General features: G+C 74.4%; 10 protein-coding genes. 4 read left to right on the top strand and 6 right to left on the bottom strand.

Annotation, left to right across the window (positions count from 1 at the left end; translation table 11 throughout):
- Positions 1-37: 37 nt before the first annotated feature.
- The 3 genes from F2B26_RS01930 to gabT are packed head-to-tail and all read right to left on the bottom strand — an operon-like array spanning position 38 to position 3401.
- On the bottom strand, positions 38-709 hold the full coding sequence (locus F2B26_RS01930; protein WP_159805857.1) for a pyridoxamine 5'-phosphate oxidase family protein: 672 nt from the start codon (positions 707-709) through the stop codon (positions 38-40).
- Entirely contained in the window at positions 706-2061 is a 1356-nt protein-coding gene (locus F2B26_RS01925; protein ID WP_159805855.1) for a transaminase, read from the bottom strand. The genes F2B26_RS01930 and F2B26_RS01925 overlap by 4 nt, the downstream gene beginning before the upstream one ends.
- Positions 2058-3401, bottom strand: a complete 1344-nt coding sequence (gene gabT, locus F2B26_RS01920; RefSeq protein ID WP_235929443.1) for a 4-aminobutyrate--2-oxoglutarate transaminase — start codon at positions 3399-3401, stop codon at positions 2058-2060. The genes F2B26_RS01925 and gabT overlap by 4 nt, the downstream gene beginning before the upstream one ends.
- 223 nt (positions 3402-3624) lie before the next feature.
- Here gabT and F2B26_RS01915 point away from each other — a divergent pair, with 223 nt between their 5' ends.
- Both F2B26_RS01915 and ispG read left to right on the top strand, forming a co-directional pair.
- Complete coding sequence (locus F2B26_RS01915; RefSeq protein ID WP_159805851.1) at positions 3625-4944, top strand: M50 family metallopeptidase; 1320 nt, start codon at positions 3625-3627, stop codon at positions 4942-4944.
- Between the two features lie 124 nt (positions 4945-5068).
- Positions 5069-6199 (top strand): flavodoxin-dependent (E)-4-hydroxy-3-methylbut-2-enyl-diphosphate synthase, encoded by a 1131-nt coding sequence (gene ispG, locus F2B26_RS01910; RefSeq protein ID WP_201292565.1) that lies wholly within the window; start codon positions 5069-5071, stop codon positions 6197-6199.
- Positions 6200-6298: 99 nt separating this feature from the next.
- On the opposite strand, the gene F2B26_RS01905 is transcribed toward ispG, so the two are convergent.
- A complete protein-coding gene (locus F2B26_RS01905; protein WP_159805847.1) occupies positions 6299-11740 on the bottom strand; it encodes an SdrD B-like domain-containing protein in 5442 nt (1813 codons plus the stop codon).
- Positions 11741-11882: 142 nt separating this feature from the next.
- Positions 11883-14477, bottom strand: coding sequence for a LuxR C-terminal-related transcriptional regulator (locus F2B26_RS01900; protein ID WP_210766839.1), 2595 nt, complete (start codon positions 14475-14477; stop codon positions 11883-11885).
- A 245-nt stretch (positions 14478-14722) separates the two neighbouring features.
- On the opposite strand from F2B26_RS01900, the gene F2B26_RS01895 reads away from it, so the two are divergent.
- The gene (locus F2B26_RS01895) at positions 14723-15619 is read left to right on the top strand and encodes a GNAT family N-acetyltransferase (protein ID WP_159805843.1); all 897 of its coding nucleotides are present in this window, start codon (positions 14723-14725) and stop codon (positions 15617-15619) included.
- Positions 15620-15637: 18 nt separating this feature from the next.
- Here F2B26_RS01895 and F2B26_RS01890 read toward each other — a convergent pair whose 3' ends face one another.
- Positions 15638-16531 carry an Fpg/Nei family DNA glycosylase gene (locus F2B26_RS01890; protein WP_159805841.1) on the bottom strand — a complete coding sequence of 298 codons (894 nt, stop codon included), beginning with the start codon at positions 16529-16531 and terminating at the stop codon, positions 15638-15640.
- 103 nt (positions 16532-16634) lie between these two features.
- Between F2B26_RS01890 and F2B26_RS01885 the strand changes: the two genes are divergently transcribed.
- A complete protein-coding gene (locus F2B26_RS01885; RefSeq protein WP_159805839.1) occupies positions 16635-18422 on the top strand; it encodes a proline--tRNA ligase in 1788 nt (595 codons plus the stop codon).
- Positions 18423-18455: the final 33 nt, after the last annotated feature.

The raw sequence follows: 18455 nt of genomic DNA, 5'->3' as shown, positions 1-18455 counted from the left end.
TGTGCGGACCCGCTGGCGTGCTGGCGGTGCGTCGTGCTCAGGAACGTCCGGCAAGCGCCCGTACCGAGGCGGGCACCTCGATCCCGGCGCGCAGATCGGGCGCGGCCTGCGGCGGGCCCCAGACGCTCATGAGCGGCACGGCACCCGCCCAGGCCGGGCCGGCGACGTCGTCCGGTGCGTCCTCGGAGAAGCCGTCGGCCACCTTGAGCGACCAGTGCTCGAGCCGGAGCGCGAGCACCATGGTGGCCGCGAGCTCCTTGGGCGTCGGACGGCGGACCTCGGCCGTGCGACCAGGCAGCAGCCGGTCGGTGAGCACGTCGAGACCGTGCACGTGCTCGGCGCCGGTGAGCACACGCGGTGTGCCGAAGATCGTGGCGCTCGCGTAGCGCACCCCCGACTCGAATGCGGAGCGTGCCACGACGAGCGCGCTCAGCTCGCTCACGGCCACGCAGACCGGTGCGCCGGCGGCCAGCGCCCGCATCCAGCGCGAGCCCGACGAGCCGTGCAGCAGCAGGTCGTCCCCGTCACGGGCCTGCAGGGTCGGCACCACGAACGGGCCCTGCGCGGTGACCAGCCCGATGTGCGCCATCGGGACCCGGTCGAGCAGTGCGTCGAGCGCTGCCCGGTCGGTGCTGGCCAGCTCGGCGAACCGGGTCGGGCGCAGCGGCGGCGTGTCCGGACCGTCGGTGCCCGCGACCAGCACGCTCATGCGGTGAGCGCCCGCGCCGCAGCCTCGAACGCCGCGGTGTGCGCATCGACGTCGGCCGCCGTGGTCGCCGGACTCATGAGGGCCATGTTGTGGAACGGGGTGAGCAGCACACCCCGTACCAGAGCCTGCAGGTGCAGGTACTGCTGCAGCTCGAAGTCGTCGGCCGCGGCGGCCTGCGCCCCGTCGTGCGGCGGCTGGGCGCTGAACGCGTACTCGGCGCGGGCGCCGAGCCGGGTGACGTGCCAGTCCAGCCCGAACGTCTCGAGCACCTGCTGCACACCGTCGGCCCAGCGGTCGCACAGCGTGACCATCTGGTCGAAGGCGTCCGGGGTGAGCACCTGCGCGAGGGTCGCCCGGGCGGCCGCGGTGGACAGCGCGTTGCCGGCCAGCGTGCCGCCGACCCCGCCGACGTCGATGTCCTCGAGCTCGATGCGCTCCTCGACGGCACGGGCGAGGCCCTCGGTCATCCCGAACGCCCCGATGGGCACCCCGCCGCCGATGGTCTTGCCGATGACGACGACGTCGGGGTCCAGCCCCCAGGCCCGGGTGCAGCCGCCGTGACCGGCGCACAGCGTGTGCGTCTCGTCGACCACCCACCAGGTACCCGCCTGCCGGGTGAGCCGACGGACCGCCTCCAGGTAGCCCGGGTCGGGCAGCACGATCCCGATGTTGGTGAGCGCCGGCTCCATGAGGACGGCCGCGACCTCACCGGTCGCCAGGGCCGCGGCCAGCGCGTCGACGTCGTTGTACGGCACGACGATCGTGGTGAGCGCCGGGTCGACGGGGGCGCCGATGTTGCCGCGGCGGGCCACGGTGCGGCCCTGCTCGTCGAGGTTGGCGAAGGCCTCGTCGACTGTGCCGTGGTAGCAGTAGTCCATCACCACGACCTTCGGCCGGCCGGTGAGGTGCCGGGCGTAGCGCAGCACGTGCCGGTTGGCGTCGGTGGCCGTGAGGGTGAGCTGCCAGCGGGGGACGCCGAACCGGTCGGCGAGCAGCCCGGCGACCGCGGCCGCGTCCGGTGTCGGCAGCATCGCGGTGAGCCCGTTCGGCAGCTGCGCGGTGATCGCGGCCAGCGTCGCCGCCGGGGCGTGCCCGCACATCGCCCCCGTGTCGCCCAGGCACAGGTCGACGTGGTCGATCCCGTCGGCGCACGTGAAGTGCGCGCCCTGGGCGTGCGCGACCGACAGCGGGAACGGCCCCGGCCACTTGGCCATCCAGGACATCGGGACGCCGTAGGTGAGGTGCTCGCGGCCCTGCGCGGCGAGCTCGGCGCACCGGGGGTGGGCGGCGACCAGTGCGGCTGACTCGGCGGCGATGAGATCGCGCACGCGGGCCGGGTCGGGGGTCGTCATCCGGCCAGACCCTCGAGCGCGGCCGACAGGACGTCGAGCGCGTCGTCGAGCAGGGCCGGCTCGATGACCAGCGGCGGCAGCAACCGGATCACGTTGCCCCAGCTGCCGCAGGTGAGGACGAGCACGCCCTGCGCCAGGCACGCCGCGGCGACCGCGGCGGCCGCGGCCTTGTCGGGCTCGAGGGTGCCGGGCCGTACCAGCTCGATCGCGAGCATCGCGCCGCGCCCCCGCACCTCGGCGATCGCCGGCACCCGGGTCGCGACCTCGCGCAGCCGCGCGGTCACCTGGGCCTCGATGGCGCGGGCCGCGGCGGGCAGGTCCTCACGCTCGTAGACGTCGATGGTCGCGAGGGCTGCGGCGCAGGCCACCGGGTTGCCACCGAAGGTGCCCCCGAGCCCGCCGCCGTGCACGACGTCCATGAGGTCGGCCCGGCCGGTCACGGCGGCCAGCGGCATCCCGCCGCCGATGCCCTTGGCCGTGGTCACGAGGTCGGGGACGACGCCCTCGTGCTCGATCGCAAACATGGCGCCGGTCCGGGCGAACCCGGACTGCACCTCGTCGGCCACGAGCACGATGCCGTGCGCGGTGGTCCACTCGCGCAGCGTGGTCCAGAAGCCGGGGGCGGGGACCAGGAAGCCGCCCTCACCGAGGATCGGCTCGGCGACCAGGGCGGCGATCTGGTCGGTGCCCACCTGCCGCTCGGCGACCTCGATGAGCCGGCGGGCGGCCTGCTCACCGGTCATGCCGGCCGGGTCGCGCAACGGGTACGAGGCCGGCACACGGTAGATCTCCCCGGCGAACGGCCCGAAGCCGGTCTTGTACGGCATGGCCTTCGCGGTCATGGCCATCGTGAGGTTGGTGCGGCCGTGGTAGGCGTGGTCGAGCACGAGGACGGCCGGGCGACCGGTGGCGCGGCGGGCGATCTTGACGGCGTTCTCCACCGCCTCCGCCCCCGAGTTGACGAGCACCGAGTGCTTCTCGTGCTCGCCCGGGGTGACGCGGGACAGCGCCTCGGCGACGGCGACGTAGCTCTCGTACGGCGTCACCATGAAGCACGTGTGGGTGAACGCGGCGACCTGCTCCTGCACGGCGGCGACGACCGCAGGGTGCGAAGCGCCCACCGAGGTGACCGCGATGCCCGCGCCCAGGTCGATGAGCCGGTTGCCGTCCACGTCCTCGACGATCGCGCCGCCGGCGCGGGCCGCCCAGACCGGCACGGAGGAGCCGACCGCCGCGCTGACGACGGTGCGTCGCCGCTCGGCCAGGGCGCGCGACGCGGGACCCGGGATGGCGGTGAGGACGGAGCGGGACTGTTCGACAGCGACGGATTGCGTAGGCACGCCACGACCGTAGTGCTGTTCTCGTCTGTTGTTAAGCGACGCGACCACCGAATCCGGTGGTCGGGGGCGGACGTCGATGTCGCGCCGGTGGGCTGGGTGCCCGCACTGTCCGGGCGCGGCCGTGTGCGGTCGCCGCGCACGGGGTGCCGGCCCGTCTCCCGGCACCCAGCCGAATACCAGGTCGTCGGGGGACAATGGACGTCCAGGTTCGGACGGAGGACAGATGGCGTACGTGGTCGGCGTGCTCGTGGCGCTGCTGGTGGTGCTCGCCTCGATCGCGTTGCACGAGGTCGGCCACATGGTCCCGGCCAAGCGGTTCGGGGTCCGGGTCAGCCAGTACATGGTCGGCTTCGGCCCGACGCTGTGGTCGCGCACCCGGGGTGAGACGGAGTACGGGATCAAGGCCATCCCGCTGGGCGGGTACGTGCGCCTCGTCGGCATGTACCCCACGAAGGATGCGGTCGGCGCCCGCGAGCCCCGGGGCTGGGCCGGTCGGCTGGCCGCCGACGCGCGTGAGGCCAGCGCCGAGGAGATCCGGCCCGGTGAGGACGGGCGGGCGTTCTACCGGCTGTCCACCCCCAAGAAGCTGCTCGTCATGTTCGGCGGACCGGTGATGAACCTGGTCATCGCGTTCGTCCTGATGGCGATCGCGCTCGTCGGGATCGGCGTCGAGGGCCCCACCCTCACGGTGGGCCAGGTGCAGCCGTGCGTGCTGCCCGCGAGCGCCGCCGCCGGCACCACGTGCACGAGCGACGACCCGCGCTCGCCCGCCGCCCTCGCCGGGATGCAGGACGGGGACACCGTGGTGTCGTGGGGCGGCCGGCAGGTCTCGACCTGGGCCGAGCTGGTCACGGCCATCCGGGCCTCGGGCACCGAGCCGGTCGCCGTCGTGGTGGACCGCGGCGGACGACAGGTCGACCTCACGGTGACCCCGGTGCAGCGCGAGCAGACCGCGGTCGACGCCGCGGGGAACGCCGTCACCGACGCCTCCGGCACGGCGGTGGTGACCCGGTCGAGCTACGTCGGCATCGCCCCGCTCACCGCGATGCAGCACCAGTCGCTGTGGTCCGTGCCGGGCGCGGTCGCGACCACGACCTGGCAGACCGCCAAGGTCGTGCTCACGCTGCCGGAGCGGGTGTGGCAGGTGGCGTACTCGACGTTCACCGGGCAGCCGCGGGACGCCACGAGCGTCATCGGGATCGTCGGGGTCGGCCGCATCGCCGGTGAGGTGACCTCGGTCCAGGGGGCCGGGATCAGCGACTCGCTGCGGGTCTTCAGCCTGCTGCAGATGCTCGCGGCGCTCAACGTGTCGCTCTTCGTCTTCAACATGATCCCGCTGCCGCCGCTGGACGGTGGGCATATCGCTGCGGCGTTGTGGGAAGGCGCCGGGCGCCAGCTGGCCCGGTTGCGTGGTCGGGCCCGGCCGCGACCCGCCGACACCGCGCGGCTGATGCCGCTGTCGTACACGATGTTCGTGCTGCTGGGCGGGATGGGCCTGCTGCTCGTGTGGGCCGACATCGTCAACCCGGTGCGGCTCGGCTGACCTCGACGAGCACCCCGCGAGGTCCCGCGCACCGCGCTGGGCACCGACCCTCAGGTCGGCCGGGCCGCGAAACGTGCGGCCGCGGTGGGAGAATGCTCGGGTGAGCACCTCAGTCTCCCTCGGCATGCCCGCCGCCCCGGTCGCCGTGCTGGCCCCGCGCCGGCCCACCCGCAAGATCCGGGTCGGCAAGGTGGAGGTCGGCGGCGACGCCCCGATCAGCATCCAGTCGATGTGCACCACCCCGACCACCGACATCAACGCGACGTTGCAGCAGATCGCCGAGCTGACCGCCGCGGGCTGCGACATCGTCCGGGTGGCCGTCCCCAGCCAGGACGACGCCGACGCGCTGCCGGCGATCGCCCGCAAGAGCCAGATCCCGGTGATCGCCGACATCCACTTCCAGCCCAAGTACGTGTTCGCCGCGATCGACGCCGGGTGCGCCGCCGTACGCGTCAACCCGGGCAACATCCGCAAGTTCGACGACCAGGTCAAGCAGATCGCGCAGGCGGCCTCCGACGCCGGGGTCTCGCTGCGGATCGGGGTGAACGCCGGGTCGCTCGACCCGCGGCTGCTCGCCAAGTACGGCAAGGCCACCCCCGAGGCGCTCGTCGAGTCGGCCGTCTGGGAGGCGTCGCTGTTCGAGGAGCACGACTTCCACGACTTCAAGATCTCGGTGAAGCACAACGACCCCGTCGTCATGGTGCGCGCCTACCAGCTGCTCGCCGAACGTGGCGACTGGCCGCTGCACCTGGGCGTGACCGAGGCCGGTCCGACGTTCCAGGGCACCATCAAGTCGGCCACCGCGTTCGGTGCGCTGCTGTCCCAGGGCATCGGCGACACCATCCGCGTCTCCCTGTCGGCACCGCCCGTCGAGGAGGTCAAGGTCGGCGCGGCGATCCTGCAGTCGCTCAACCTGCGCCCCCGCAAGCTGGAGATCGTGTCCTGCCCCTCGTGCGGCCGCGCCCAGGTGGACGTCTACACGCTCGCCGAGAAGGTCACCGCCGGGCTCGAGGGCCTCACGGTGCCGCTGCGGGTGGCCGTCATGGGCTGCGTCGTCAACGGTCCGGGCGAGGCGCGCGAGGCCGACCTGGGTGTCGCGTCCGGCAACGGCAAGGGCCAGATCTTCGTCAAGGGGCAGGTCGTCAAGACGGTGCCCGAGTCGCAGATCGTCGAGACCCTCATCGAGGAGGCGCTGCGGATCGCCGAGACCATGGAGCCGGTCGAGTCCGGCGCACCGCAGGTCGTCGTCGGCTGACCGGACGCATTCGGACCGCTCCGTCCCGGGTCGGCAGGCTCATGCCGCCTTGCTGGTCAGACCGCCCGTCGCGGTGACGTGCGGCCTGACCTGCCGGGGTCAGCGGGTTCGACGAGACCGGACGAGCAGCAGCAGCCCGGCACCGGATCCCAGCGCGAGCACCGCGGCCGCGAGCAGCCACCCGAGACCTGCGGCACCCGTCGAGGCGAGCGACCCGCGGGACGGGGCGCTGGTCGCCGACCCGCTGTCTGCCAGCACCTGGATCACCCCGTGCGGCCGGTCGGCCTGGACGGTGGCCGTGTTGGACACGGTGCTGCGCGGGTCCACCAGCGTCGTGACGACCGTGACGGTCGCGGAGGTGCCGGCCGCCAGCCGGTCCGGGTGCGAGCAGGTGACCTGCCCGTCGTCCGCCGTGCAGGTGAAGCCGTCGCCGGACGCCGAGACGAACCGCAGGCCCCGGGGGAGCGGGTCGGTGACCGTGATCCCCGCCCACGTGTCGTGCAGGCCGACCGAGGTCGCCGTGAGCAGCCAGGTGACGGTCGAGGCCGAACGGTCCACCGCCTTCTTGGTCATCGTGAGTGCCACGTCGGTGTGCGGCGCCATGCCGGCATCGACCGTCGGGTCGATGTAGTCCGCGGCCGACCCGTCGGCGGCCACGACCGCGCGGACCCGGCCGGAGTCGGAGCCCAGGTGGACCGTGCCCGACCACCCCGTGCTGCGGTCGGCGTCGGAGTCCGTCGACGGGTCACCCTGGCCGGTCACGGTGAACATCAGCCGGGAGGCCGTGGCTGCGTCCGGCACGAACCGCACCCGGTAGTCCCCGGCCGGCAGCATGTCGAAGAGGTAGTGGCCGTCGGCGTCGGTCGTCGTGGACGCCAGCAGGGTGTCCGAGCCGGCCCGGTACAGCTCGACCCGCACCCCGCCGACGCCCGGCTCACCCTCGTCCTGCACACCGTCCAGGTCGAAGTCCTGCCACACCCGGTCGCCCAGTGCGAAGGTCCGGTCGACGGCGACCCCGGCCCGGTTGGGCTCGAGCGTCTCGTAGACCAGCCCGGCGGTGCTCACGCTCGCGGTCGTCACCGCCATGGTGTTCCAGGCAGGGGCGTCGACATCCGCGGCCGCCAGGTCGTAGCTCGTGGCCGAGCGGGTCCGGAACGTCACCGTGACGGTCTGGCCCGGCTCCAGCCGGGCGCTCGACAGGTCAAGGTCGACCCGCACACCGCGCACCTGCGAGAGGTCGCCCACCTGGTCGGCCGGGGTCCACGCCGAGGCCGGGCAGCCGGAGCCGAACGGGTCAGCCGAGCGCGGGTCGCCGGTGTAGGAGCAGGTCGCGGCCCCCACGAGGTAGGACACCGTGCTGCTCGCCCCCGTGGGGACCCCGCTGACCTGCAGGTCACCGACGTACCGGGTCGCCCAGACGCTGCCGCGCGCGCTCGTGCTCTGCGAGCGGGAGATGCCGGTGTCCCCGGCGTACGGCAGCACGTCGACGAGCGTCGCGGAGGCGGTGGGCAGGTTGCCCGTGTTGGTCAGCCGCAGCCGCCAGGTCTCCGTCCCGCCCGGCTGCGTCCGCACCAGGCACGGGGTGCGGAAGAAGCCGTCGGCGGAGGTGCACGCCTGACCGGTCACGGAGTTCACCGCACCGGAGGCGGTGGCACCGTCCGTGACGTCCTCGCGCACGTCCTTGACCCGCAGGTAGGTCGGCAACGAGATCACCGAGACCTGGGCGGTGGCCACCCGCACCAGACCGCTGCCGGTGAACCGCGCGGTGTTGACCAGCGTGGTCCCGGCGGCCACCCCGGCCCGGACCGCGAGCGGCACGCTCACCTGCACCTGCTGACCCGGCATGAGCCGGGTGCCCGCCGGGAACGTCACCTGCAGCTGGGTGCCGACGAGCGCGACCGTGGGGGTCCCCAGGTCCGTGCCGGCCGGGGTGACGGTCACGGTGGCGGCGCCCCACACGTCCGGGTCGTAGACGAGCTGGGCTCCGTCGCCGTCCGTGGGCAGCACGTCGGTGAGCACCGGGTCGGCGATCGGGGCCGAGCCGCTGCTCGTGGCCGTGAGGGTGAAGACGAGCCGGCTGCCCGGCCCGGTGGTCGTCGAGGCCGGCGTCTTGGTGAGGGTGGCGCCGGGCGTCCCGTCGGTCACGGTGTAGGTCGCCGACGCCGGCGTGAGCGTCACGGGTGAGCTCAGGGACTGGGCGGTCACGGTGCCGGTGACGACGTTGGTGACCGTGCCGGTCGGCACCAGGGCGGCCGAGCTGCGCAGGGTGCTGCGCGGGCTCAGGGACACCAGGGCGGTGGGTCCCTCGAACCCGCCGACCGTGCGGTTGGCGAACCAGGCGCCGTCGGGGGCGGTGAACGTGACCCGGATGCCCGTCACGCGGTCGCCGGTCACCCCGCTCGGCAGGGCGCCCGCCCCGGCCGGGAGGGCGGGGGACGTGGTCGGCGTGCCCGCCGCGAGGACGCTGGTCACGGGCGTCGACCAGGTGCCGTCGACGAGGTACTGCACGGCGGCCGTGTATCCGGGGCCGTCGGCGGAGGTGATCCCGGAGAGCGCCGTGAGGCCCACGAGGTCGAACTCGTCCCAGAAGGCCGCGGTGGTGTCCTCCAGCACGTACTGCGACGGACGGCTGACGGCGGCGTCGCTCGTGCGATGGGCCGACAGCGCGAGCCGGACGGTCCGAGCGTTCGCGGAGTACCGGGTCCCGGTGGCCGGGGTGAGCGACTTGACCGAGGCCGCGGCCAGCGGCTGGCGTGCCTGCGGGTAGAGCACGGTGGACGCCTGGGCGTCGTCCGAGGCGGTCCCGTCACCGAGGTCGCCGCGCAGGGTGTTGGTGAGGGTGGTCGAGGCCGGGCCGTCCTGCGTGCCCACGACGGGTGTGCCGTCGGTGCGGGTCGCGGCCCGCAGCACGGTGTCGGCCTGCACGACGAGTGCCGCGTTGTCCGGCAGCGTGCCGGTGGCGGTGGCCGACAGGCCCGCCACGTCGGCGAGGTCCGCCGCGCTGAGCGCCGCCACCGCACCGGCCGACGTGAGCGTCGCCAGCGTCGCACCGGTGCTGTCCCGCAGCACGACCTGCAGACCGGTGGTGCCGGTGGGCGCCGTGACGCTCAGGTGGGTCACGTCGACCCGTTCGAAGGCGTCCGAGGTGCTGCCTGGGGCGGGGTCGACGATGCGCAGCGTGTGCACAGGGACGCCCGTGATGTTCTGCACCCGCAGCGTCAGCCGGTTGGTCGGCCGGTCGCTCGCCCCGGGGTCGGCGTTGTCCAGCGGGATGAGCGCCGCCGGCGTCTGCCACGACTTGGAGGCGTCCACCCGGTCGAGCGAGATCGGTGTGGACCCCGGTCCGAACGTCACGGCGGCGTCGCCCTGCGACTGGCCGGTCAGCCCCGCACCGGTGCCGGTTCCGGTCGCGGTGCTGGTGGCCGTGTCGGTGGCCGACGTCCCTGGGGTCTGGGTCGAGGTGAGGGCGAACACGAGGGCGGTGACCGGGGTGAAGGTGCCGTCGATCGGCAGCGAGGTGCCGGTGTAGACCACGCGCACGCCGTCCACGCCGGCCGGGACCGTCAGGTCGAGCAGCGTCGAGGCGTCCGACGTCGGCCCCGCCAGCGTGGCCCAGCCGGAGGAGCTGTGCAGCAGGACCGCCGCCTGGGCGCCCGACGGGACCTGCACCGAGCCGATGCGGTCGAGCGCGGCGACCGACCAGAGGGTCGAGCCCGGCCCCGCGAGGTCCTCGACCACGAGCTGGTCGACCGGGACGGTCGTGTCGGCCGAGATCCGGCCGGTGAGCCGGGCGATGAGCTGCTGCCCGGTGGCCCCGGTCACCGGTGTCGTCCCGACGGTCCCGGTCAGCGTCTTGGTCGTGGTGGTGACGACGCGGCGGGGCAGCACGGTGAGGTCGGCCGAGGCGGTGCGGGTGTCCGCGGCGGTCCCGTCGCTGGCCGCACCGTCGACGGCGACCTCGTTGGGGAACAGGGTGGTCGACGCCCAGGCGGCGTCCGTCCGCACCCGGAACGGCACCTGGGCGCTCGCGGTGGCGGCCACCGACCCGGTGTACGCCACCGTGAACCCGGTGACGACGGCACCGGAGGGCACGGAGGGCCAGGTCACCGTGCCGCCTGAGGGTGCGACGACGGTGGTCTGCTGGGGGAGACCGGTGCCTGTCCCGGTGAGGGTGACGACCGCGCTGGTCGCACCGGACGGCCACGTCGAGGCGGGCAGCGTCCCCGACCCGTCGGTGCCGAACCCGACGAAGCCGAGCTTGCCCGCGGCGGGGTCGCCGAACGGGGACGTCGACGAGCCGGACGGCTCCGCGATGCTCAGCGAGCCCAGCGAGGTGTTGGAGGAGTTCGTGGCGGTCAACGTGACCGTGGCGTCGGCGCCCGCGACCACCTGGGCGTGCGCGACGCCGTCGATGACCTTGCCGGCCGAGACCTCGACGATGACCGGGTTGATCTGGAAGGTGGCGCTCGCCGTCGCATCGGCGTCCCCGCGGGAGGTCGCCAGGTGGGCGGCCACCGTGTCGGGGACCTTCGTCACCGCATCGCGCGGCGCCGAGCCGTTCTGCCGCAGCTGGAGGTCGAGGGACCCGGCCGACCCGCCGGCAGCGATCGGCCCGGTGTAGCGGGCGGTGACCGCCGTGACGGTTGTGAGGTCGAGCGTGCCGGTGTCGACCGTCGCGCCGGCCGCGTACGGCCCGACCGTGGTGGTGCCGTCCGCGGTCACCAGGTCCAGGCTCATCGCCGTCGCGCCCTGCGGCAGCGTCCAGCTGCCGATGCCGGTGAGCTCCAGCGGGGTGCCGGGGCCGAAGGAGGCCGGGGACGTCGCGGCGGGCTCGGTGAGCGTGAGTCCGGTGCCGTCGACGGGTGAGCTGTTCGCGGCGGTCAGGTGCAGGGCGACCTGACCGGACTGCCCGGCGACCTGGTCGGACGGGGTGAACGACTTGGTGACGGCCACCGACGGGGTCACCGGGACGACGACGGACACGTCGGCGGAGTCGGTGGCCTGGTCGGCGTTCGTGGCCCGCGCCTGGGCCGTGTTCGTGACGGTGCGCCCGTCCCAGCTGAGCCCCGTCCCGGCGGGCAGCGTCGTGGACAGCAGCACGGAGACCGACTGCCCGGCCGCCAGCCCGGTGGCCCCGGGGTGGTTCGGGTCCGTCTCGGCGAACGCGACCGTCACGGAGCTGCCGGACACGGTGGTGGTGGCGTGCCCGGTCTGCTGCCCCTGCACGCTCACCCCGTTGTCGTCGAGCACGAACGGGCTGGGCACGGTGTCGTCGAGGGTGACGTCCTGGCACATGGCGGTGATGGACTCGCAGGTCACCTGGACGGTCCAGGTGAGGCGGTCGCCGGGCCGGGCTGTGGCGGCCGACACGGTCTTGCGCACGCTGAGCGCGCCCCTGCCGTCGGGCGCGGCCTGGGCCGAGGCCGGCACCGTGACGGCGACGCCCCCGGTGAGCAGGACGGCGAGCACCAGGCTCAGCCGGCGGCGACGTCGACCGCGTGCGGTCGTGGCGGGTCGGGGGTCGGCGACGTGCAGGTGCATGGGTCCGTCCGGGTCGGGGTGCTGGACGCGCGGCGTCCGTTCCAGCCCGACACCATCGGCCGTGCGGTGGGGTGCGCAGGGTGAGGTCCGGGGTGAACGGCACGTCACCCGCTCCGCCGCGAGACACCCCGGACGCGGCGAGCTAGAGCAGCCCGAGCTCCTTGGCCCGCGCGACCGCCTCGGCACGGGATGCCACGCCCAGCTTGCGGTAGACCCCGCGGACCTGGGACTTCACCGTGTTGGGCGACACGTGCAGCCGGGCCGCCACGCCGGCGAGCTCGACGTCCTCGGCGAGGTGCGCGAGCACCACCTGCTCACGGCGGGTGAGGTCGGCGGCCCCGACCCGACCCGGCAGCACGCAGGGCGCACTCTGCACGGTGCGCAGGAACGCCTCGGTCTCCTCCTCGCCGGTCCCGGCGAGCAGCCTGCGCAGCACGGCCCGCTCGTCGTCGGCCAGCACGAGCCAGCCGTACGCGGTCCTGGCCGCGCGCGAGATCGCCACGCCCTGTCGTGCGGAGGTCCGGGCGACCTGCGGCCGACCGAGCGCATCGGCCGTCACGGCGAGCAGGAACCTGCGCGCCGAGCGCAGCCACGGTCCTTCGTCGGGCAGATCGGCGGAGGCGAGCAGCGACGACGCCTGCTCCAGCCGCCCGGTGGACACCAGCAGCCGCGCGCGCACGACGCGGACCGCCTGGTGGCTGGAGGACAGCGGCGCCAGCATCGCCAGGCCTCGTTCGCCCTGGCCGTCAGCGAGCGCCAGCAGCGCGCGGGTGGCGACGAGCGCCGAGCTCCAGTGGGTGGGCAGCGGGGCGCGCCGGCCGGCACGCATCGCCTGGACGAGCCGTTCCTCGCCCACGGCTGGTCGGGCCCGGAGCAGGTCGATCGAGGCCCAGGCCTGCGCGAAGGGCGCCCACAGCTCGTGCGTGGTCAGCTCGGGCCCGAGCTCGTCCAGCAGCCGCTCGGCGCGGTCGACCTCACCCGCCTCGAGCCAGAGCAGGATCCGCGCGAGGTCGGCGAGGGCGTGCTGGTAGGGCGCGGCGGTGCGCGGCGGTCGAGGCATCCGGTCGACGGCGGCGAGGTGCTCGGCCGCCACCCGCAGGTCGTGCTGGGTCGCGGTGAGCCCGGCCAGGAGGCTGTGCACGGTGAACTCGCCCGCCGAGCCGGGCTGCTCGTAGGCCAGCGCCCGGTTGATCGCGGCGATGCCCTCGCCGAGGTGGCCGGCGACGGCGAGCGTGAGACCGAGCTGGCGGTGCGCCACCGGTTGCAGCAGGTCGATCAGGTGGTTCGCCCGTCGGGGCGTGGTGTCGAGCCGGTCGAGTGCGAGCCGGGCGGTCGCAGCGGCTTGCTCGGCCTTGCCCCGCAGCCGCAGCACGACGGCCTCGGCGACGTGCAGCAGGGTCTGCTCGTCCGGGTCCGCCTGCGGTGCGCGGTGGGCGATGGCTGCGGACGCCAGAGCGAGCCACTCCAGCGCACGGGGCCGTTGGCGCGCGTCGGTGCCGTAGCTCAGCGCCATGAAGAACGCGAGCACCGGGTCGTGGGAGAGCGCGGCGGTCGGCAGCCGGCGGAGCAGCCGGAGGGTCTGCTGGCTGTCTCCTGTGCCGCCGGCCGCCATCGAGGTGAGCAGGACGGTGCCGACCAGCGTGGTGTCGCCGAGCTCGGTCGCGGCGGTGAGGGCCGTCGTCGGGTCCTGGTCGGCGAGCGCCTGCTCGACGACGGTCCGCAGCAGGGGCTCGACGAGTGCGGGTTCGTCACGCGTGAGCTCGGCGCGCAGCGCCCGGCGCACCACGGGGGTGAGGACGAGCGCGGGCTGCGGCTGCGTGGTCCACGTGCCGAGGCCGGCGTCGAGCAGGTCGCTGAGCACACCGTCGACCTGCTCGCCGGCCAGGTGCTGCGCGAGCGACGGTGTGATGCGGGCGGCGACGGACAGCCTCCGGGCGATCGACAGGACGTGCTCGTCCAGATCGATTTCCTCGGTGCGCAGCGCGCGTACCACCTCCGCGGCCGCGACCGCGGTGAGCGCCTCGGATGACGCCGTGCGCAGGTCGAGCGTGCCGTCGGCGGCGGCCACGGCGAGCGCGCGGACCGCGGCCGGCAGACCGCCCGTGGCCTCGTGCACCGCGTCGGCGGCGCCCGGGTCGGACCCACCGCCTCCGAGCACCTGGGCGACCTCGTCGGGGGTGAGCGCGAGCTCGGCCGGCCCCAGGTCGACGAGGTCGACCGACAGCGACGCGGCCTGCCGCAGGGCCCGCGGATCGCCGTGCGTGGTGATCGCCAGGTGCAGCCGGGGACAGGTGCGCACGAGGTCGACCATGTCGCGTGCGAGGGACGCCTCTCCCGGGCGCCGCAGGCCGTCGAGCACGATCGTCACGGACCCGATCGCGCGGAGCAGGCCGTGCCGGGCGGCCCGCGGCGTGCAGGCGCCGTCGGACCCGGCCGGCGGCCGCGCGGTGAGCCCGGCGTCGACCACGGCGTCGACGACAGCCGACCACACGGCGGCCGGTTCGGCCAGACCGGCGAGGTCGACCCAGACGAGAGGCCGGTCCACGGGGTGGCGGGTGAGCGCCCAGTCGGCGAGCAGCGTGGTCGTGCCGCTCCCCACAGGGCCGTGCACGAGCAGCAGCGGGGCCGCGGGGTCGAGCCGGTCCAGCAGGGTGACTCGCGCCACGTTCCAGGTGGGCACCCGGGGGACGCCGTACCGCACAGCCACCTCCTCGTGCCCGGTCTCGGGTCGCCGCACCACTCCTCGGACCGCCCGGGGCTCCCTGTGCCTGGGGCCGGAATGTACCGGTTCGTCCTCAGGTGCTCGGCATCCGGGCGCCGGTCCGGCGGGGTGAAGTGCGTGCCTGGGGTGGTGCCACCCAGGTGGGGCTCCGGGGCGTCGGCCAGGTCCGTCGTGGGCGGCCGGTCCGCGCCGTGCGGGGCCGACGAGGGCGATCCGCGCAACCTCTGCGCGAGGGCCGTGACCTGGGGCACACTGACGCCATGACCACGGTGGCCGGCCGCGCGACCGGGCTGCGCCCCGGTGCGCAGGTCCTCGGCGACGACGCGGTGCCCGCTGCCCTGGCGCTGTGCGCGGTCGACCCCGTCGCAGCCGTGCTCGCGTCGGCGCGGCTCGAACTGGCCGCCACCGGGGGACTGGCCCGGACCGGCAACGAGCTGTGGGGCTACGCGGAGGACGGTCAGCTGCTCGCGGTCGTCCTGGTGAGCGCCAACCTCGTGCCGGTGGCCCCGGGGCTGGACCGGCGCACCCGGGCCCGGGCCCTGGCCGGGTTCGCCGAGCTCGCGGCGCGCCGCCCACGCAGCTACTCCTCGCTCGTCGGCCCGGCCGAGCTCGTCATGGACTTGTGGCAGGTGCTGAGCGATGGTCGCGCACCGGCCCGGGACGTGCGTGCGGACCAGCCGTCGATGGTCATCGACGGACCGCCCCGGGTGGCGGCCGACCCGCTGGTCCGCACCTCCCGGCCCGCCGAGCTCGACATCGTGCTCCCGGCCTGCGTGCGGATGTTCACCGAGGAGGTCGGCTACTCGCCGATGTCCGGTGGCGGCGCGGGGTACACCTCCCGCGTGCGCGGTCTCATCGCCGCCGGTCGTTCGCTGGTGCGGGTCGAGGACGACAAGGGCGCCCCCCGGGTGGTCTTCAAGGCCGAGCTGGCCGCGGTCGGGCTGGGTGTCGCCCAGGTGCAGGGCGTCTGGGTGACCCCGGACCGGCGTGGCACCGGGTTGTCCGAACCCGGGATGGCAGCGGTCGTGCGCCTCGCCCAGCGGGACCTCGCGCCCGTCGTCTCGCTGTACGCCAACGTGTACAACACCCGGGCGATCGCCGCGTACCTGGCGGTCGGGTTCCGTCAGGTCGGCACCTACGCGACGATCCAGCTGTAGGCCCGGCGGCCGGTCCGCTCAGCGCAGCAGCCGGGACATCCGTCGGTCGGCCAGCGCCCGTCCACCGGTCTGGCAGGTCGGGCAGTACTGCAACGAGGAGTCGGCGAACGACACCTCGTGCACGACGTCGCCGCACGGGGTGCCGTCCCAGCCGGGGCACGGCTGCCCCGTCCGTCCGTGCACGCGCATCCCGCGGCGCTTGGCGTCCTTGAGCTCGGCGGCCGGGCGGCCGGACGCGGTCGCCACGGCCTCGCGCAGCACGGCGCCGACGGCCGCGTAGACCCGGTCGGCCTGCTCGGCGGGGAGCGTCGCAGTGAGGGCGAACGGGCTGCTGCGCGCGACCAGGAGGATCTCGTCGGAGTAGGCGTTGCCGATCCCGGCGATGGTGCCCTGGTCCCGCAGCAGACCCTTGAGCTGCTGGTTGCGCGCGGTGAGCAGCGCCCCGAACCGTTCGCGGGTGAACGCGGCGGACAGCGGCTCGACGCCGAGCGTGGCGATCTGCGGCACCTGGTCGGGGTCGGTGACCACGTGCACCGCGAGCCGTTTGCGGGTCCCGGCCTCGGTGAGGTCGAAGCCGGACCCGTCGTCCAGCCGCAGCCGCAGCGCGATCGGCGACCGGCCCGGACGCAGCGGTGTGCTCGACAGCGTGTCCGACCAGCGCACCCACCCGGCCCGGGCCAGGTGCCACACCAGGTGCAGGCCGGTGCCGTCCGGTCCGACCTCGAGCGTGAGGTCGAGCCACTTGCCGTGCCGCGAGACGTCGTGCACGCGGTGCCCGACGAGCTCGTCCGGGGCGGGTCGGAACGTCTTGAGCGCCGCGATCGCCCCGACCTCGACGCCGGTGACCGTGCGCCCGGCCGTGCGGGTGCGCAGGAAGTCGGCGAGGGCCTCCACCTCGGGCAGCTCGGGCATGGCCCCATCCTGCCGGTGCGGGCGACGCGCGGCACAAGGGTCGTGGCGCCCCCGCCGAGACACCCCCGCCGAGGCACCCCGCGCACCTCGGTAGGCTCGGCGCATGCTGCTGCGCCTGTCCTCCCTGTTCGTCCGCACGTTGCGAGAGGACCCGGCCGACGCCGAGGTCGCCAGCCACCGGCTGCTGGTGCGGGCGGGCTACATCCGCCGCGCGGCCCCCGGGATCTACACCTGGCTGCCGCTGGGCCTGCGCGTGCTCGCCAAGGTCGAGGCCGTGGTCCGCGAGGAGATGGTCGCCGCGGGCGTCCAGGAGGTGCACTTCCCGGCGCTGCTGCCCAAGGAGCCCTACGAGGCCACCGGCCGCTGGACGGAGTACGGGCAGAACATCTTCCGGCTGCAGGACCGCAAGGGCGGCGACTACCTGCTGGCGCCCACGCACGAGGAGATGTTCACGCTCCTGGTCAAGGACCTGTACTCCTCGTACAAGGACCTGCCGCTCGCGCTCTTCCAGATCCAGACGAAGTACCGCGACGAGGCCCGGCCGCGCGCCGGTCTGATCCGAGGCCGCGAGTTCATCATGAAGGACGCGTACTCCTTCGACCTGGACGACGCGGGCCTCGAGGCCGCGTACGAGAACCAGCGCGCCGCCTACCAGCGGATCTTCACGCGGCTCGGCCTGGAGTACGTCATCGTCTCGGCGATGTCGGGGGCGATGGGCGGCTCGCGCTCGGAGGAGTTCCTCACCCCGACACCGATCGGCGAGGACACCTTCGTCCGTTCGCCCGGTGGCTACGCGGCGAACGTCGAGGCGGTGACCACCCCGGTGCCGCCCGCCCTGGACTGGGCGGACGTGCCGGCGCCCCATGTCGAGGACACCCCGGACACCCCGACGATCGACTCGCTCGTCGAGCTGGTGAACGCCCGGTTCCCGCGTCCCGACCGGGCGTGGACCGCGGCCGACACGCTCAAGAACGTGGTCCTGGCGCTCGTGCAGCCGACGGGGGAGCGCGAGGTCGTCGTCATCGGCGTGCCCGGCGACCGTGAGGTCGACATGAAGCGGGTCGAGGCCGCGCTCGCCCCGGCCGAGGTCGAGGTGGCCGGCGAGGCCGACTTCGCCGCGCACCCCGAGCTGGTCCGCGGCTACATCGGCCCGGCGGTGCTGGGTCCCAACGCGGCCGACCCGGAGCGTGCGGTGCGCTACCTGCTCGACCCGCGCATCGTGCCGGGCACCCGGTGGATCACCGGCGCCAACCAGGCCGGTCGGCACGTCCTGGACCTGGTGGCCGGACGTGACTTCACCGCCGACGGGACCGTCGAGGCCGCGTCGGTGCGCGCCGGTGACGAGGCCCCGGACGGCTCCGGCCCGCTGGAGCTGGCCCGCGGCATCGAGATCGGTCACATCTTCCAGCTCGGGCGCAAGTACGCCCAGGCGCTGGGTCTGACGGTGCTCGACCAGAACGGCAAGGCCCAGGTCGTCACGATGGGCTCCTACGGCATCGGTGTGACGCGCGTGCTCGCCGCGCTCGCCGAGGCGCACCACGACGAGGCGGGTCTGGCCTGGCCGGCGCACGTGGCGCCCGCGCACGTGCACCTGGTGGCGACCGGCAAGGACCCGGCGGTCTTCGAGACCGCCGCCCGGCTGGCGGCCGAGCTGGACTCCCGTGGGATCGAGGTGCTCTACGACGACCGGCCGAAGGTCTCGCCCGGGGTCAAGTTCGCCGATGCCGAGCTGTTCGGCGTCCCGCTGGTCGTCGTCGTGGGTCGGGGTCTGGCCGAGGGCGTCGTCGAGGTCCGGCCGCGGGTGGGCGGCGACAGCGAGCAGGTGCCGGTGGCCGACGTGGTCGAGCAGGTCGCGGCCCGCGTCGCGGCGATGCTGGGCGAGCCGGCCTGAGCGACCCGGGCCGGCCGGCTCGGGTCGGCCCAG

It is taken from the genome of Cellulomonas citrea (assembly GCF_009829685.1).
Classification (GTDB): domain Bacteria; phylum Actinomycetota; class Actinomycetes; order Actinomycetales; family Cellulomonadaceae; genus Cellulomonas; species Cellulomonas citrea.
This window is presented reverse-complemented; position numbering and strand designations above follow the sequence as displayed.

Excerpts from the sequence above, each read along its gene's own strand:
- F2B26_RS01930 (WP_159805857.1), bottom strand. The coding sequence starts at position 709 with ATGAGCGTGCTGGTCGCGGGCACCGACGGTCCGGACACGCCGCCGCTG.
- F2B26_RS01915 (WP_159805851.1), top strand. The coding sequence starts at position 3,625 with ATGGCGTACGTGGTCGGCGTGCTCGTGGCGCTGCTGGTGGTGCTCGCC.
- ispG (WP_201292565.1), top strand. The coding sequence starts at position 5,069 with ATGCCCGCCGCCCCGGTCGCCGTGCTGGCCCCGCGCCGGCCCACCCGC.
- F2B26_RS01885 (WP_159805839.1), top strand. The coding sequence starts at position 16,635 with ATGCTGCTGCGCCTGTCCTCCCTGTTCGTCCGCACGTTGCGAGAGGAC.
- F2B26_RS01905 (WP_159805847.1), bottom strand. The coding sequence starts at position 11,740 with ATGCACCTGCACGTCGCCGACCCCCGACCCGCCACGACCGCACGCGGT.
- F2B26_RS01890 (WP_159805841.1), bottom strand. The coding sequence starts at position 16,531 with ATGCCCGAGCTGCCCGAGGTGGAGGCCCTCGCCGACTTCCTGCGCACC.
- F2B26_RS01925 (WP_159805855.1), bottom strand. The coding sequence starts at position 2,061 with ATGACGACCCCCGACCCGGCCCGCGTGCGCGATCTCATCGCCGCCGAG.
- F2B26_RS01895 (WP_159805843.1), top strand. The coding sequence starts at position 14,723 with ATGACCACGGTGGCCGGCCGCGCGACCGGGCTGCGCCCCGGTGCGCAG.